At 68.6% G+C, this 14238-nt stretch carries 13 protein-coding genes; 5 read left to right on the top strand and 8 right to left on the bottom strand.

Going from position 1 to position 14238, the window contains the following annotated elements; genetic code table 11:
* Positions 1 to 70: 70 nt before the first annotated feature.
* The 4 genes from ACFC8N_RS34440 to ACFC8N_RS34425 all read right to left on the bottom strand — a co-directional run bounded on the left by ACFC8N_RS34440 (position 71) and on the right by ACFC8N_RS34425 (position 4971).
* On the bottom strand, positions 71 to 1654 hold the full coding sequence (locus ACFC8N_RS34440; protein ID WP_376292649.1) for a class I adenylate-forming enzyme family protein: 1584 nt from the start codon (positions 1652 to 1654) through the stop codon (positions 71 to 73).
* Between the two features lie 31 nt (positions 1655 to 1685).
* Positions 1686 to 2141, bottom strand: a complete 456-nt coding sequence (locus tag ACFC8N_RS34435) for a substrate-binding domain-containing protein (RefSeq protein ID WP_376292647.1) — start codon at positions 2139 to 2141, stop codon at positions 1686 to 1688.
* A 973-nt stretch (positions 2142 to 3114) separates the two neighbouring features.
* The gene (locus ACFC8N_RS34430; RefSeq protein WP_376292646.1) at positions 3115 to 3624 is read right to left on the bottom strand and encodes a hypothetical protein; all 510 of its coding nucleotides are present in this window, start codon (positions 3622 to 3624) and stop codon (positions 3115 to 3117) included.
* A 930-nt stretch (positions 3625 to 4554) separates the two neighbouring features.
* Positions 4555 to 4971: a hypothetical protein gene (locus tag ACFC8N_RS34425; protein WP_356033733.1), complete on the bottom strand. Its 417-nt coding sequence runs from the start codon at positions 4969 to 4971 to the stop codon at positions 4555 to 4557.
* Positions 4972 to 5249: 278 nt separating this feature from the next.
* Between ACFC8N_RS34425 and ACFC8N_RS34420 the strand changes: the two genes are divergently transcribed.
* Both ACFC8N_RS34420 and ACFC8N_RS34415 read left to right on the top strand, forming a co-directional pair.
* A complete protein-coding gene (locus tag ACFC8N_RS34420; RefSeq protein ID WP_376292644.1) occupies positions 5250 to 5915 on the top strand; it encodes a hypothetical protein in 666 nt (221 codons plus the stop codon).
* A complete protein-coding gene (locus tag ACFC8N_RS34415) occupies positions 5798 to 6418 on the top strand; it encodes a hypothetical protein (RefSeq protein WP_376292785.1) in 621 nt (206 codons plus the stop codon). Before ACFC8N_RS34420 ends, ACFC8N_RS34415 begins: the two co-directional genes overlap by 118 nt.
* Before the next feature lie 76 nt (positions 6419 to 6494).
* On the opposite strand, the gene ACFC8N_RS34410 is transcribed toward ACFC8N_RS34415, so the two are convergent.
* Positions 6495 to 6794, bottom strand: coding sequence for a hypothetical protein (locus ACFC8N_RS34410; protein WP_376292642.1), 300 nt, complete (start codon positions 6792 to 6794; stop codon positions 6495 to 6497).
* A gap of 591 nt (positions 6795 to 7385) precedes the next feature.
* Between ACFC8N_RS34410 and ACFC8N_RS34405 the strand changes: the two genes are divergently transcribed.
* A complete protein-coding gene (locus ACFC8N_RS34405; RefSeq protein ID WP_376292783.1) occupies positions 7386 to 7520 on the top strand; it encodes a transposase in 135 nt (44 codons plus the stop codon).
* Positions 7521 to 7893: 373 nt separating this feature from the next.
* Here the strand turns inward: ACFC8N_RS34405 and ACFC8N_RS34400 are convergent, their stop codons facing one another.
* Entirely contained in the window at positions 7894 to 8439 is a 546-nt protein-coding gene (locus ACFC8N_RS34400; RefSeq protein WP_356033741.1) for a GNAT family N-acetyltransferase, read from the bottom strand.
* Positions 8440 to 8696: 257 nt separating this feature from the next.
* Between ACFC8N_RS34400 and ACFC8N_RS34395 the strand changes: the two genes are divergently transcribed.
* Positions 8697 to 9095 (top strand): hypothetical protein, encoded by a 399-nt coding sequence (locus tag ACFC8N_RS34395; RefSeq protein ID WP_356033743.1) that lies wholly within the window; start codon positions 8697 to 8699, stop codon positions 9093 to 9095.
* A 243-nt stretch (positions 9096 to 9338) separates the two neighbouring features.
* Here the strand turns inward: ACFC8N_RS34395 and ACFC8N_RS34390 are convergent, their stop codons facing one another.
* Positions 9339 to 11759 carry a hypothetical protein gene (locus ACFC8N_RS34390; RefSeq protein WP_356033746.1) on the bottom strand — a complete coding sequence of 807 codons (2421 nt, stop codon included), beginning with the start codon at positions 11757 to 11759 and terminating at the stop codon, positions 9339 to 9341.
* A gap of 185 nt (positions 11760 to 11944) precedes the next feature.
* Between ACFC8N_RS34390 and ACFC8N_RS34385 the strand changes: the two genes are divergently transcribed.
* On the top strand, positions 11945 to 12469 hold the full coding sequence (locus ACFC8N_RS34385) for a hypothetical protein (RefSeq protein WP_376292639.1): 525 nt from the start codon (positions 11945 to 11947) through the stop codon (positions 12467 to 12469).
* Positions 12470 to 12825: 356 nt separating this feature from the next.
* Here the strand turns inward: ACFC8N_RS34385 and ACFC8N_RS34380 are convergent, their stop codons facing one another.
* A complete protein-coding gene (locus ACFC8N_RS34380; protein ID WP_376292636.1) occupies positions 12826 to 13395 on the bottom strand; it encodes a chorismate mutase in 570 nt (189 codons plus the stop codon).
* Positions 13396 to 14238 lie beyond the last annotated feature (843 nt).

Here is a 14238-nt window from a genome sequence, read left to right as displayed (position 1 = left end):
GCCACGATAGTCCGGTCCCCCGGGCGCACTTGACGTCGCATCGGCCGACGTGCCTCCACAGCGACGGAACCTACGGCATGTCCAAGACCCCGCTGGTCCACGCGGCGCGCAGCGCCTTCTTGTCCACCTTGCCGACCCTGGTCGTCGGCAGGTGGTCCAGCAGCACTGTCTTCCTGGGCGTGTACAACGCGCCCAACTCTGCGGTCACCGCCGCGCCGACCGCCTCCGGGTCGACGTCAGCGCCCTCGGCCGTGGCCAGGAAGATCTGGACGACCTCCCCGTACTCCTCGTCCGGCACACCCAGCGCCGCCGCGTTGCGCACACCGGGCAGCGTGAGCAGGAAATCCTCCAGGACCCTGGAGTAGACGTTGTCGCTCGTGCTGCCGGTGACGATGATGTCCTTGGCCCGGTCGACGAGATAGAGGTACCCCTCGGCGTCGAGATAGCCCATGTCCCCGGTGCGCAGCCAGCCGTCGTGCAGCGCCGCCGCGGTGCGCTCCGGGTCCTCGTAGTAGCCGAGCATCACCGTCTCGCCACGGACGCACACCTCGCCGACCTGCCTGACGGGCAGTGCCGCCGCGCTGTCTTCCCCACGGATCTCGATCTCGACGCCGGATATCACGCGACCGCAGCTGCGCCAGAGCTCGGGGCGGCGGGCTCCCTCCGAGGCGAGATCCTCCGCACCGAACACGGTGATCCCGAGCGCCTCCGACTGCCCGTAGCCCTGGCTGAGCACGGGCCCGAACACCTCGACCGCCTGCTGCAGCCGGCTGGGCGACGTGGCCGCGCCGCCGACGACGATCCGCCGCAGCGCAGGCAGAGCGTTCGGCTCGCACGCCGGGTGGTCGAGAACCGCGTACAGCATGGGCGGTACGAACATGGTGGCGGTGATCCGCTCCTCGCGCAGCACCGTCAACGCCGCGCCCGCTTCGAACTCGGGCAGCACGACGAGGGTGCACCCCGTCACCAGAGCCTGGACCGAGGTGAGGTGGCCGCTGCCGTGCGTGAGCAGTGTGGAGGCGAGCACCCTGTCCGTGCCCTGGTCCATGGCCGGGAAGACCGCGGGGCGGGAGTTCTGCGGAGCGTCTTCCAGCAGGTCCACCAGCGCGTCGTAAAGCCGGTGGCTGTGTGCGGCGAGCTTGGGACGGCCCAGAGTTCCGCCGGTGTAGAGGACGGTGACGGCTTCGTCCGCTCCCGGGGCGGGCACGCCGTCTGGGCGCACGGCCGGGCACTCTGCCGCCAGGGCCAGCAGGTCCGTGCACCGCTGCTCACCGGGCCCGAGGCTCAGCAGTACAGGGGCATGGACACTGCGACCGGCCGCATCGGCGGCCCGTTGCGCGAAGAGCGGGTCGGTGACCACGGCGCACGCCCGGGACTGCTCGACCAGCGCGGCGAGCTCGCCCGGCCCTGGCTCGGGCGGCAGGAACACCACGCGGCAGCCGATGAGATGAACGGCGAGCTGCACCAGGACGGAGTCCACGCGATTGGCCAGGAACAGCCCCACTCCGTCGCCGGGCGCGAGCCCCTGCCCGCGCAGCGCATGCCCCAACCTGAACAGCCGCCGCCGAGCCTCCCCCCTGGTCAGCCGCTGCGCCCCCTGGACGAGCGCCTCGGTGTCCTCGTCCTTGCACCAGTGCTCCAGAATCCGGTCCACGTACGTCCGCGGCTCGGAAGTTTCCTGTGCGTTAATGATCACCAACACATCCAAACACGCCGCTCAGAAGCCGTGGCTTCACAGGGACCACCTTCGGCCACCAGCCGGCGGAGTTCCATGACGCGGCGGTTCCGGGGATGTGCTGGGCGGGGGCCGAGGCGAAGAGGTGCTCGGCGGTTCGGTGTTTGGTCTGGGCCGACGGCAGTCGTTCGGCACGATCAGCGTGGCCGCGCGGTGATCGCGCGAACGACGCGGGAGGGAACGAGGACGATCCCGCGTGGCTCGTTACGGCCCTGGTCGAAGCGTTCGACGACGGCCAGGACTCTGCCTGACGGGCCTGTTCCTCGGTGCTCTGGCTGACCGTGGTCAGATCGAAGCAGGTCAGCCGGGACAGGGTGTCGTCGTCATGGCCGACGACGGAGACATCGTGGGGAACCGGACCCCCCGCCTCCCCGCAGGGCGGTGAGCATGCCGATGGCGATGACACACGCGATCGTGCGGTGACCGAGGCCCACCAGAAGGTCGATCACCTCGCCGACTCCGGTGACCCTACGGCCCAGCGCGTGATCCGACCAGGACCAGGCAGAGCACGGCGACCCCGACGACGACTCCGGTGAGGAGGAGGGATCGGGCCCGAGCGGGCGGGACGCGGAGGCGACTCCGTCGGCCCTGGTGAAGGTATGGCTCCAGCTGCCTCCCTTGCTCAGCATCGGCGCGTGGATCGACTCCGGGCCGGAGGTGGCTTTCACGTCGTGGGAGCCTGGTCCTGGTTGGCCCAGCGGACAGTGTCGCCAGCTGTGATGGTGAGGGCACGCGGGCCGGAGCCGGATGGTCAGGGAGCGCATGTGAACTCCGCGGCGAGGAACAGACCGAGATGGCGTGCGGCACGAGTGCGGGACAGGGAGAAACGGGTCGTGCGGCGCAGTACGCCGCAGAGCAACTGCCATGCCGAGCCGCGCCGTTGGAAGACAGAGGCAACTTACAGGACAGCCCGACCAAGCGAACTCATGACGATCCCCTCACGGACGAGCGGCAGCTGCGCAGATGCTCCACGACCCGTGGACCGCTTTACTCGCCGGGGCCCGGGCGCACAGGTGCGCGGGCCCGGCCCCAGGGCCACGTGGCCGCGCATGCTGTCGCCTGCTACGGGCCGTCAGATGCCTCCCCACACACGGGCGGTGCGCCACACCGGACGGCGGGCAGGGTGTGGCCGATGGATGACCAGTCGGGCTGAGCAACGGCCTCGACACCGACTGCCGGCGGATGATGTCGCCGGGGAGCAGGAAGGACCGCTGAGGCGGCACGCCCCGGCCTTCTCACCGCCACCGTCGGCGCAGCGCGTGGCCGGCCTCGGCCTGGACTGGCAACCCCGGCCACGCAGTAGCGCGGGGTTCTGCACAACGGACCGGCGCCGGCAGGGCCCTCCCGCACGGAGGGCCCCACCGCTTTCCGGTCCGAGGTCAGCTCAGGCCGAGGTTAGACAGAGCGGTCGTCCAGTCGGTCATGATGGCGTTCTGCGCGTCGGAGAGGTTCACCTGACCGTCGCAGACGGCCGTCTTGAGCTTGTTCTCGACGGTGTCCTTGTTCGCCGAGGCGTACCCGGTGCCCGTGTCGTAGCGGGGCTCGGGCCACAGGTTCTGCTCACTGGTCGGGCTGCCACCGAGTTCGAGCGGGACGAAGTGGTCCTCCTCGTAGTCGGAGAGGCTGGTGTCCGCGTAGCCGTACTCCACGATCTGCTGCTTCTTCAGCGCGGTGGTGTACGAACTCGGGGGCCGGACGGTCGAGGTCCAGCCCGAGACGCAGATGGTCGAGTCGATGGTGTCCTGCGTCACGTCCGGGTTGAGGGCGCCCGGCGTGCAACTGGAGTCGGGCAGGGGGAGATAGGACTGGCTGCAGCTGGCCGCGTGGGCGGTGCCCATGGTGGCCGTCAGGCCCGCGGCGGCAAGCGCGAAGGCCGACAGAGTGGTCACCAGAGGGCGCGATATGTGGGGCAGGGGGGACATGGGGGATCTCCCGGTGGGGATGCCCGGCAGGGATTCCGGGCGGACGCGTGCATGACATCAGCGAATCCCTCTATGCGGGTAGATCCCTTTGCCCGACCTAGACCGGCCCGAGCGAAAGTACTGTTCACGTTTACACGAAATCCACGGGACCATCCCCGCATCGCCAACCACAGCAGCCCTGAGAGCCGTGCGGGGCGCGGTGTTGGACCTCGACACGTCGCAACAGCGCTGTCCCGACGCCCTTACACGATGCGATGCGACCGTCACCGCCATCGCCAGAGGAGCTCCGCTGGAAGCGCACGCACGGGGTGGACCTGCCCGGTGTTCAGCCCTGGTCTCCGAACCGGACTGCCACTTCGGGCCCCTGCCCAGCTCACAGCCGAGTTCGCCCTCGCTCGATCGTCGCCAGGCGGGCGGGCGTTGTCGTCCACGAACAGGATCACGTCCATGGCACCCAGGCGGCTGAGAGCGTCCAGGGCGATACCGAGAAGGGCGCAGTCGGGGTCCTCGCCCGCGTGCGGTGCTCGGCCCCGTTCAGGGGCGCGCTTGCCGCCTCCGGAGTCGGCCCTGGGGAGTGCGAGGTGTCGGGAGTGGACGAAGACGGGCCCTGGGAGCTTGGGCGAGGTCCCCGTGCCGGGATGCGACCACCGATGGGAGAAACGCAACGGACGGTCGACTCTTCGCGCGACGGCAGAGAAACCACCCGGACGGCCTCCTGCCATGAGCAGCAATGCCGCAACGCCTCTCATCCTCTGGCCAGGGTCGCCGGCGAGCACCCAGAGCTGCGCGGCTCGGCGCGCGGCCTGCTGGGTGTGGGACGGCGGCGCATGAGGATGCCCTCCCCGGGACCTGCCAGAGAGGGCATCGTTCACCGCGAGGTCACACGCGCCGGTGAGGTCAGTTGAAAGTCACCCAGCCCGTGTCGTAGATGTTGGGCGTCGTGATGAGCCCCAGGATCGTGCTGCCATCACTGCCGATGACGTTGTACTCCTTACAGGCGCCGCGGTTGAAGTAGATGTTCGCCTTGTAGAACGTCGCCCCGGTGTTGACGTCCTGCAACTTCAGGTTGTTCCAGCCGGAGTCGATGACCTGGACGCCGACCGTGTTGGGGCCGGACTGCTCGTTGCAGACCAGGAACGTGCGACCGCCCGAGTCGTTTTGCAGATAGAGCTTGAACCAGTCAGTGGTCGACGGATCCGGGCCGCTCACGGCGGCGTTGGCGGTCCCGCCTGCGCCGAGAGCAGTGCCGGCGGCGAGAGCGACGGTTGCTGCGGCCATGGCGATCGCGCGCTTGGACTTCCCGAGTTTGGGCATGCGTGAAGTTCCCCCTGTGTGAGTGGAGGCCCTGGTGAGGGGCCGCGGACGTTTTCCGGTGTTCGTCCGCACATCGGTGTGCCTGTTTGCGCTCCATCGCGAATCTAGGGTCGGCAACGCTTCATGTGGAGTGTCTGGTTGCACAGTGAAGCGGGGGTTCCGGTGCCGCAGTGCACAGCGAACCAGGAAGGTTTGCGCCGAAGGAGCCAGCTGCGACGAGAGCCGGGACGCCGACGTCACCGGCCGACCTGCTCCACCACAGGCCCCTCCGCACCCGTATGGCGCCCCGACCACCGGCGAGTGGCGAGACACCCGGCGCCACGAGCCGTTCCACCGCCCTGGTCGGCCTCGCCGACATCACGGCGCAGTACTGGTGCACGCCGGACGCGTCGACGGGCAACTTCAGCAGCCTGGTGCTGGGGCCGGGTACGTACACCCAGACCCTCGTCCAGGACGAACTGGCCGTCGCCGCGTGGGCCGTGGGCGTGACGGCCGACACCGTCACCGCGGGTCAGAACATCGCCTCGTCCTGGACTGGACCTCCTGCGCGCGCGGCGCCTCCGGCGAGCCGAGTTCCCGAAGCCCGCCGATCGGCACCTGTCGCGGCAACAACACGTTGTTCACGTACGCCGTCCCGGCCAGTGCGTTCGTCGTCGGCACCGCGGAGCCCGGCCGTCGGGCTGTCGGCACAGGCCAACAGCCCGCCAACTCCTCGCAATCTCCTCGTATGCGCGAGCAAACCGCGCCGTCGTCGGCGTAAGGTCGGCCCGTGCGTGCAGTCGGTGAACCCCCCTCGCTGTCCTCCGCCCCTGTGGCTCGTCGTCTGCTGCTGGGCGCGGCCCTCGTGTCGGTCGCCCAATTCGGCGTCGGATGCGGCGACTCGCACAAGAAACCCGAAGCGGCCGGTTCACCCACGGTGCATGCCGCTGACGGGACCGTGGTGATGGTGATCCGGCACGGCGAAAAGCCCACCTCCGGGTTGAGCGGGATGGACGACTCGGGGCGACCGGACAGCAAGTCGCTGACGGCCCGGGGCTGGGAGCGGGCACACGCGCTCCCGAAGCTGTTCTCGCCGCCCAGGGCGGGACTGGCACGACCGGCAACGGTGTTCGCCGCCGCCGACCAGGGCCCGAACGCGGGCGCCCATCGCATGCGCCAGACCGTGACCCCGCTGGCCAAGGACCTCGGGCTGACCGTCGACACCGACTTCGCCGAAGGGTCCGAGCGCCGGCTCGCGCAGGCCGCGCTGACCGCGCCGGGCCCCGTACTGATCTGCTGGGAGCACAGCCGGATCCCCGCCGTCGTAGCCGGGCTGGGCGCGGCGGACGCACCAGGAACGCCGGCCACCTGGCCGGACCGCTTCGACCTCGTGTGGGTTTTCCGCCGCCGGTCCGGATCCTGGTCGTTCACGCAGGTCGACCAGCATCTGCTGCCGGGCGACCGGTGACCGACGCATCGCGGAACGGGGTACGTGCGATGTCACGGCGTACCCCGTCGAGCGGTGCGGTGATCCGGGGCGCAGGCTACAGGCTCGGCAAGGAGGGGAACGTGCAGCACGGTACGGAACCGCTGCCGGTCACCGAGCCGGTGGTCACGCCGTTGCCGGAAGGTGTGATGTCACTGTTGTACAGGCCGATGTTCGGGTACGAGGCCGTGAACGCCGTGACGTCCAGGCTGACGTTCTCCAGGGTCAGGCCCAGCGGATGGCCGGAGTCGAGGCCCACGAAGGTGGACGTGACGCCGGAGCCAGAGCTGGTGGACTTCACGCCGTTCACCAGGATGCCGACGCGGGTGTGCTTCTTCGCGGTCAGGTGCGGGGTCATTCGCGGCGAAGAGGTGGCGGAAACCGTGCGGGCCGGCGCAGGTCGCCCGCCGGCGGGGCGGGGTTCCCGATCGGGCTCATGACCTCGCCGTCGGCGACGGCGTAGAGGTGCTCCAGCCTGGCCTTCTTGGCGGCGTAGTCAGGGTCGCGGGAGGTCTTCGAGCTCTCTCACCCAGCCGGGCAGGAACTGCAGCCGGTCGTTCCACGTGAACGCGCTGGTATCTGCCCAGGGTGTGCACCTTCTGTCCGTGACTGCTCCCTGACCAGATGCCGCCATCGCGTAAGTCGACCTGGTGAATGGGCAGTTCGACCGGAGGAGCCCGCGATGGCCTTGTCCCAAACCGATCTGATGCGGATGCCGGAGTCACTACGTACGGCTGACGTAGTCGAGACGATCAGGGTGCTGTGCGAGAGCATTCGGCGGGAGCTCATCGAGGCCGAGGCCACGGACGTCGTCGGTGCCGCCCCGGGGCGAGCACTCCGAGAGGTGCACGACCTGACGCAACGGCCACCGGGAGCGGGGGCTGACCACCCAGGCCGGTGACCTCGATCTGAAGATCCCGAAGGTGCGGCCGGGCCGTTCTTCCCTAGCCTGGACCACACCGTCTTCCCCTACGTCTGCCTGGATGCCGCCTACTGCAAGGCCAGGGTGCACCATCGGATCGTGTCCCAGGCCGTGGTCATCGCCACGGGAATCTCCACAACCGGCCACCGATCCTCGGGCTGATGGTTGGTGACAGCCAGTCGCGGCCGTTCTGGGTAAGTTCCTGCGCTCCTTACGGGCCCGTGCCCTGGAGGATGTCCAGCTGGTGATATCCGCACGATCTGTGCGCAGACCACGGCAGAGGCCGTCCGCACCCAGCTGGACGTGGTCACCGACATGCTCGGACGCGAGTTCCCACAGGTTAGGACGCTGCTGCTGGAGGATTCGACGGATAGCAGCGCGTTCGCGGACTCCCCGCCGGCCCACTTGTGCAGATCTTCCCAACCCTGCGGCTCCGGACCGCGTCGCAGCCGCAGTCCTGGCCGAGCACCACGGCGAGTGGCAGGTTTGCGACCGGCGGCTTCTCCCGCCAGAACCGAATCAGCTCGGCCGGTGACTACATCACTTCGCGAGGGCACGAGCGGATCCGGTACAGGACACACTGGCGAAGCGGCCCCTCGGGCACGCTCGGATCCTCGAAGTCGTCGGCCGGATCCCGGGTCATGCCGATCCGGCGCATCACTGCCTGGGAACGGAGGTTGTGGACGGTCGTCGACGCCACCACTTCCGGCAGCCCGAGGGCCTCGAAGCCGAAAGCCAGGCAGGCCAGGGCGGCCTCGGTGGCGTAACCGTGACCCCACGCCGAACGCATCAACCGCCAACCGACATCCACTCCCGCGAACGGCATGTCCCCGCCCACCTCGTCCAGGCCGGCACGGCCGATGAACTCACCGGTCTCCCGTGCTTCGAGCGCCCACCACCCAAAGCCCCGCTCGTCGAACTCGGCCTGCATGAGTGCCACCGAGGCATCGCATTGCTCCCGCGTCAGCAGTGCCCCCAGGTGTTCTCGGACTTCGGGATCGGCGTTCATGGCCGCCCACGGTTCGAGGTCGGACTCCCGCCACCGGCGGAGCAGAAGACGATCGGTTCGCAGCTCTGGCATGCCACCCAGCCAACCCGGTCAAGATCAGCGTGTCGATCAGTGATGTCGCCGCCCAGGTTGGCTGTCAGGCAGCTCGCCTTGGTCCGTACACGGTGAGGCAGCGTGGGTGGTCGGCCCACTGCAGTTACGAGGCAGTGACAATCGGGGGCCAACTTCTTGGCACGGCAACCACTCTTCTCCGATGAAAGAGCGTCAATTAGGGATTAATAAAGTCCAGTTGATGCAAAGGGAGCAAAGATATCAAAGGAGACCCGAGCATGAAGCTTGGCATGAAGCGTCTCGCGGCGGTCGGCGCGCTGGGTGTGGCCTCGGCTGCACTGGCGGCATCCCCGGCGTTCGCGAAGGGCGACATCTCGATTCAGGCCACTCCTCACACCGTGCATGCCGGGCACGTGGTGAAGGTACGCGGCCAGGGTGATGACGACGCCGAGCGGTACACCACGCTCGTCATACAGGAGCGGTCCGGCAAACCCGGCCACTGGGGCCACTGGCACGCCGTCACACGGAGCTTCAACGGCGACGCGCGCGCGAACGTCAAGGCCACGCACACGGGCGAGCTGCAGTTCCGTTCCGTGCTGTACTCGACCGACAAGCACCACCAGCACGCGACGACGGATCGCACCTCCACGCCAGTGACCGTCCACGTCGTCCGCTGACCCACGCAACAGCACCGAACGCCGATCGACCGCCTTCCCCGGAACGGCACGACCGCTCCGGGGAAGGCGGCTCCGCTCCTCGCCCGCCCGCGCCGTCCGCACCGGCTCGCCTCGCCTCCGGGGCCTGCTCGGTGAGAGAACGGCGATGTGGCGTCGGGCCGCCAGCGCGGGATGACGACGCGGCTCCCGCGCCCGGAAGGCGGGTGCGGGAGCCGCGACGATTCGCTGGTGCCGTCTGTGCCGTCAGCGGTGCGTGCCGTGTCGGCGCCTGAACCAGACCAGAGCGGCTCCTGCCGCGACGAGCATCGCGGCGATGCCGGCGATGCCGAGGACCTGGGTGCCGGTGTGCGCGAGGCCGCCGCCATTGTTGTCATCGCCGGGCGGGGTGGCGGGCGGCGTGTGCCCGGCCGCCGGCGTCGAGTGTCCCGGGGCCGGGGTGTGGCTGGCCGGGGGCGTGGTCGGCTGGTGGGTGGGCGTGCTGGTCGGAGTGCCGGTGGGAGTGGGCGTCGGCGTGCCGCCGCCGCTGCCGGTGGACTGGCCGTCGCCGCCGAGGAGGGTCAGCTTCGGGTTGTCGGCGTCATCGGGCTGCGTCTTGGCGGCTGTCCTGGCCGACTTGGGCAGGTACGGGTGCTGTACGCGGAACTCGACCGAGGTGATGTTCCGTTTGGGCGCCTTGGAGAAGTCGACGCCGCCCATGACGCACACCTTCTGCTGGCCTGCGTACTCGCACGGGTAGGAGTAGTCCCCCTTGGTGTAGGACGTCATGTAGTCGTCCCACGTCTGCTTCGGCGTCCAGTGCTGGTTGGGGGCGCGCAGCGGCCACGCGCCGATGTTGCCGCTGTTGATGACGGAGTGGTAGTCCGACGGGCTCTGCGCGTCCTGCTGGCGTACGTACTCCGCGGCCACGCGAGCGCTGTAGACGCGGCGCAGGTCGGCGAAGTCGGCAGTGGAGCTGACCTTCTGCTCCACGTCGGGGATGACGTACTGCCGGACCAGGGCCTCGCCGGTCTTCTCCTGGGCGTCGGTCAGGTCGCACTTGCCGTTGGGGTTGGGGTGCTTGACGACGAGGTGGGCGACGCTCACCTTGAGGGGGGCGTCGAGGATGTAGAGGCCGTTGTCGTCGGCGCGGACCTTGGCGGTCTTCGGTTCGATCCACAGGCGGATCGACGGCGAGCAGGGGACGTTGGCGACCTTCATGGCGTCCCAGAACGTCTTGCCGACGCCCTGACGGGGATCCATGTCCTTGGCGTAGTCGTGCTTGAGCTGGAGGTCGGCCTGGAGCAGCACGCGTCCCGCGTCGGTCTTCCCGAACACCGGGTTCATGATCTTGTCGGGCTGGTCCGGGTTGAGGTTGACCCAGAACTTGTCCGGTGTGAGCGCCAGCCAGGTGAAGAAACTGTCGGAGATCAGGGAGGCCTTGGCCTTGCCGCCCCAGCCGTAGTCCTTGCTCTCGTCCTGGATCTTGTCCGCGGAGAACGCGTACGGCAGGCCCTTGCCCTTGACGGGCTTTCCGACATAGGCGAGGTCGAGGGTGGAGAAGTCGATGCCGCCCGGCCCGCGGACACCGAAGTTGGTCGCGCCGTTCCTCCCGATGCGCTGGAGCTGCCTCTCCATGTCGAGCGGGGTGGGCGGTGACTGGTCGATGACACGTGAGGCTCCGCCGGCGGCCCGGTTGTTGCCGTTCACCGCGAAGTCGGGATCCTCCAGCGTGGAGCCGGACACGTTGCGGTAGTTGACGGACTTGTATTCCGGGACGTCGTCGGACAGGTGCTCGTACGCCCGCATGCGGGGCTGGCCGCTCGCGTCCTTGTACTCGTCGGCCATCCTGGTGACGTACTTGGTGGTGGCGGAGTCCTTGGACTCCCCGTTGACATATGCGATCTTCCCCTCGCTGAAGCGGGGGTCCTCCAGGAACTTCTGATTCGCGAGGTCCTGCCCGGTGTCGCGGCCCGGACCGGCCTTGAACTCCAGGAACTCGCCCTTCTTGTAGTTCACGGCGTCGAACTTGCGGACCAGCGGCTTCATCCGGCCGGTCTTGGGGTCCTTCACCATGACGGGGTTGCCGTCCTTGTCCTTGATCTCGATCTCCTCCTGGCAGAGCCAGTCCTCGCCGACCAGGCCGAGATCGTTGATCACCTTCGTCTCGTAGGCAGCGCCGCGTCTGTTGTTGTTGTTCGGCAGGATGTAGCCGTCCGACAGCCACTTCGCGAACGTCGAGTACTTCGGCGTCTTGCCCTGATTGTCCTGGAGATACTGCTTGTAGCGGGCGAACGCCCGCTCCTCGCTGTTCTCCGGATACTGGGTGTACTTCTTGTCGAACTTGTCGAGGAACGCGTCCCGCTCCTTGATCTGATCCGGAGTCGGGTTCTCCGCGTCCCCCGGCAGCGTCAGACCGTCCAAGGTCTGCCGCGGGGCGTTGTACGTGTAGGTGTCCACGTCACCCGGGGCGCGGACCTGGATGTTGTGATCCCACGGCAGATCGTTCGTACCCGGATTCGTCGCGGTGACGTCGGCAAGGCTGTCGCAGCGCTTGCCCTTGGCCGCGTACGCGGCATCGCCCGGCAGGCCGGGCAGCCCGGTCAGGGTCAGCACGCCAGCTGCGGCCAGGGTCAGCGCGGCCCGCAGCCACACGCGCCGACGGGGCGCAGGTATCAGTTGAGTCACGAGGCTTCTCCAGTGGGAGCCCAGACCACTCGGTTCGCATACGGCGCCACGGGGCCCCCGTGACATCTGTGGCGCCGCCGGAAGCCTCACCCTACGGACGAGACCATTGACACGCCCTCGTCAACTCGCCGCGCACACAGGATCGACACAACCGGGCGCACCCCGGTAGCCGTAGAGTGCCGGGCATGCGCCCCATCGACGACCCCTCCTACCAGGACAACCCACATCTGAACGCCTGGCTGGACGCCGCCGGCGCCGACTTCACCGCCCTCGCCGAACAGGCAGGCGGATCCTGGGACTTCTCCCCCGACTCCCTCCCCCGCCTCGAACACCTCGTCCTCGACCGCTACGCCACCTGGGAGGAGCAGTACGAGGACCGACGGGGGCCGTTCCTGTGCGCGGTCGGCTGGTACGTGGGCGAAGTCCTCGTACGGCACCACGGCGCGGTCTGGGTGTGGCCGCCCGACACTCCCTGCCCCAGCCCGGACCGGTCGTGCCCGGCCGTGACCTACCCTTACGACCACCTCACCGACCGGGAGGCCGAAGCCGTCGCCGCCTCCGAGGAGGACGGCGAGTCCCTGCTCCCGACCGTCGACCCGCACCACATCGTCGGCACCCTGTATCGAGCGAACTCCCATCTGAGCGTCGCCCTCGAACACTTCGAGGACTGGCGCGACGACCTCACCCCCTGGATGCCACCGAAGTCCTGATCCACCGGCCAGACCCCAGCGCTCCAGGGCCAGGGAGGCCGGATGCGGAACGTACAGTCGCCGCGGTCTCGCCATCTTTCTCGATCACACCGCGGCGAGCGCCGGACCCGTCCACCGCGTCGGGGAGAGCGACCAGACCGTCTGCCAGGGGTCACGGACGAGGCACGGGCGCCCGCCCCGGGGAGGGGGCGGATCCGGGCGGTGCGGTGCGGGCAGAGGGCGCAGACGCAGATGCCCTGCTGCGAAGAGGATCGGCGCCCTGCGCACGGGTGAAAGCGAACATCACCCGTTCAATCGTGGTCAGACGTTGCGCGATTGACCGCTCCCCCGGCGCGCCGACGGCACTGGTGAGGGAGCTATTTTGCCACGCACACGTGCGGCAGGGAACGTCCGAGCGCGATCGAGTGGAGCACGTCCAGCCGCATCGTACGGTCGGTGTTGCGGTACGCGGCCAGCAGCCGACCTCCGCACCGGGGGCTGGTACGGGGCGCCTCGGTGTCCGCGACGGCCTGAACGAGCTCGCCGCTGACGCGGTTGATCTCGGCGCGAATCACTGACAGATCGGGGCTGCTGGTCGGCGCCTTCGACGGATCCGCGTCCCAGATGTGGAACAGCCCGCGTTGGACGATCTTGCTCGCCTCGATCTGGTCCCGGAATACGGCTACCACCTCATCCGGGTCGGTGCCGAGCGCCTTGGCCTGGGCGGCCACATCGTCGAGTACCTGCTGCTCGCGGGCGGGATCGTCGATGGGCTGCCCCGTGCGGTACTTGGCGGCGGCCACCTGGTCGGCGATGAGGACCCGCTCGGCGGACAGCCTGGTCAGCGGTTCCAGGGACGGACGTGCGGCGGGTCCGGCGGCCGCCGCAGGGGCGACGGCGACGGCCAGGGCGGCCGTCGTGAGTACGGCAATGATCGTCTGACGCAAAGTTCCTCCTCGGTCGAACCGATCCCAGGATCACCCGAAAAACGCGATCCCACCGGAAAACATCCTCAATTATCCTGCCTGGAGGGCGACTTGGGGGTCGAGAGAGGGGCGCTGTCGAGCCTGTCCATCGACAGGTAGGGGAGCAGGTATCGGCGACGCGGCGTGGAAGCCGCCGTCATCTACGCCCGCGAACGCCTCGACGCCGAACGCATCCAAAGTCGGAGCAGCTGGGCATGGTCTGGTCACACCACGTTGCGTGGGACCGCAACGCAAACGACAGCGGTCGTTGAGGCAGGGGCAGCCACCCTGATGGTAAGTCAGAATACCGACTCTTTCGCATCGATAATCGCTGGGACAGGCGAAGTGGCCTTGCCATACTGATGCGATGTGCTTTCGCGGAGGGACCCCTAACCGGCATTACGTGTGCCTTCCCTGTCGCTCTTCGTTCAAGAAGCGCGGCACGTGGGCAAGCCGATGCCCGCGCTGCGGTGGAGAGTTGATCGACGCGGGCCAGGACCTCGCTGTGCCGAGGCGGAGCGACTCCGCTGGGTGGCGGACGTTGACCGCCCTGCTGAATGCGGGTGTCACGTTCCACTCTGGCTGCTGTGACGGGCCCGGCTGGCGGCCTCGAACGCCGCGCGAGGTACGCGAGCGGCTGGCCGCCGCGGCCCGCACCGGCGTGCCACTGACCGTGGCGCTGACGACGGTCGACCCTGATGAGCTCCGTCCTGGGCGCGCCGCACGCTGAGCCGTCGGCGTGGCCCGTCCCACACGCGGCGACGCGCGCCTGAATGAGAACCTCGTGCGACTGCCACACTTCAAGATCGGAATGACGAGGGCTTC

Source organism: Streptomyces sp. NPDC055966 (assembly GCF_042269865.1).
GTDB lineage: Bacteria > Actinomycetota > Actinomycetes > Streptomycetales > Streptomycetaceae > Streptomyces.
This window is presented reverse-complemented; position numbering and strand designations above follow the sequence as displayed.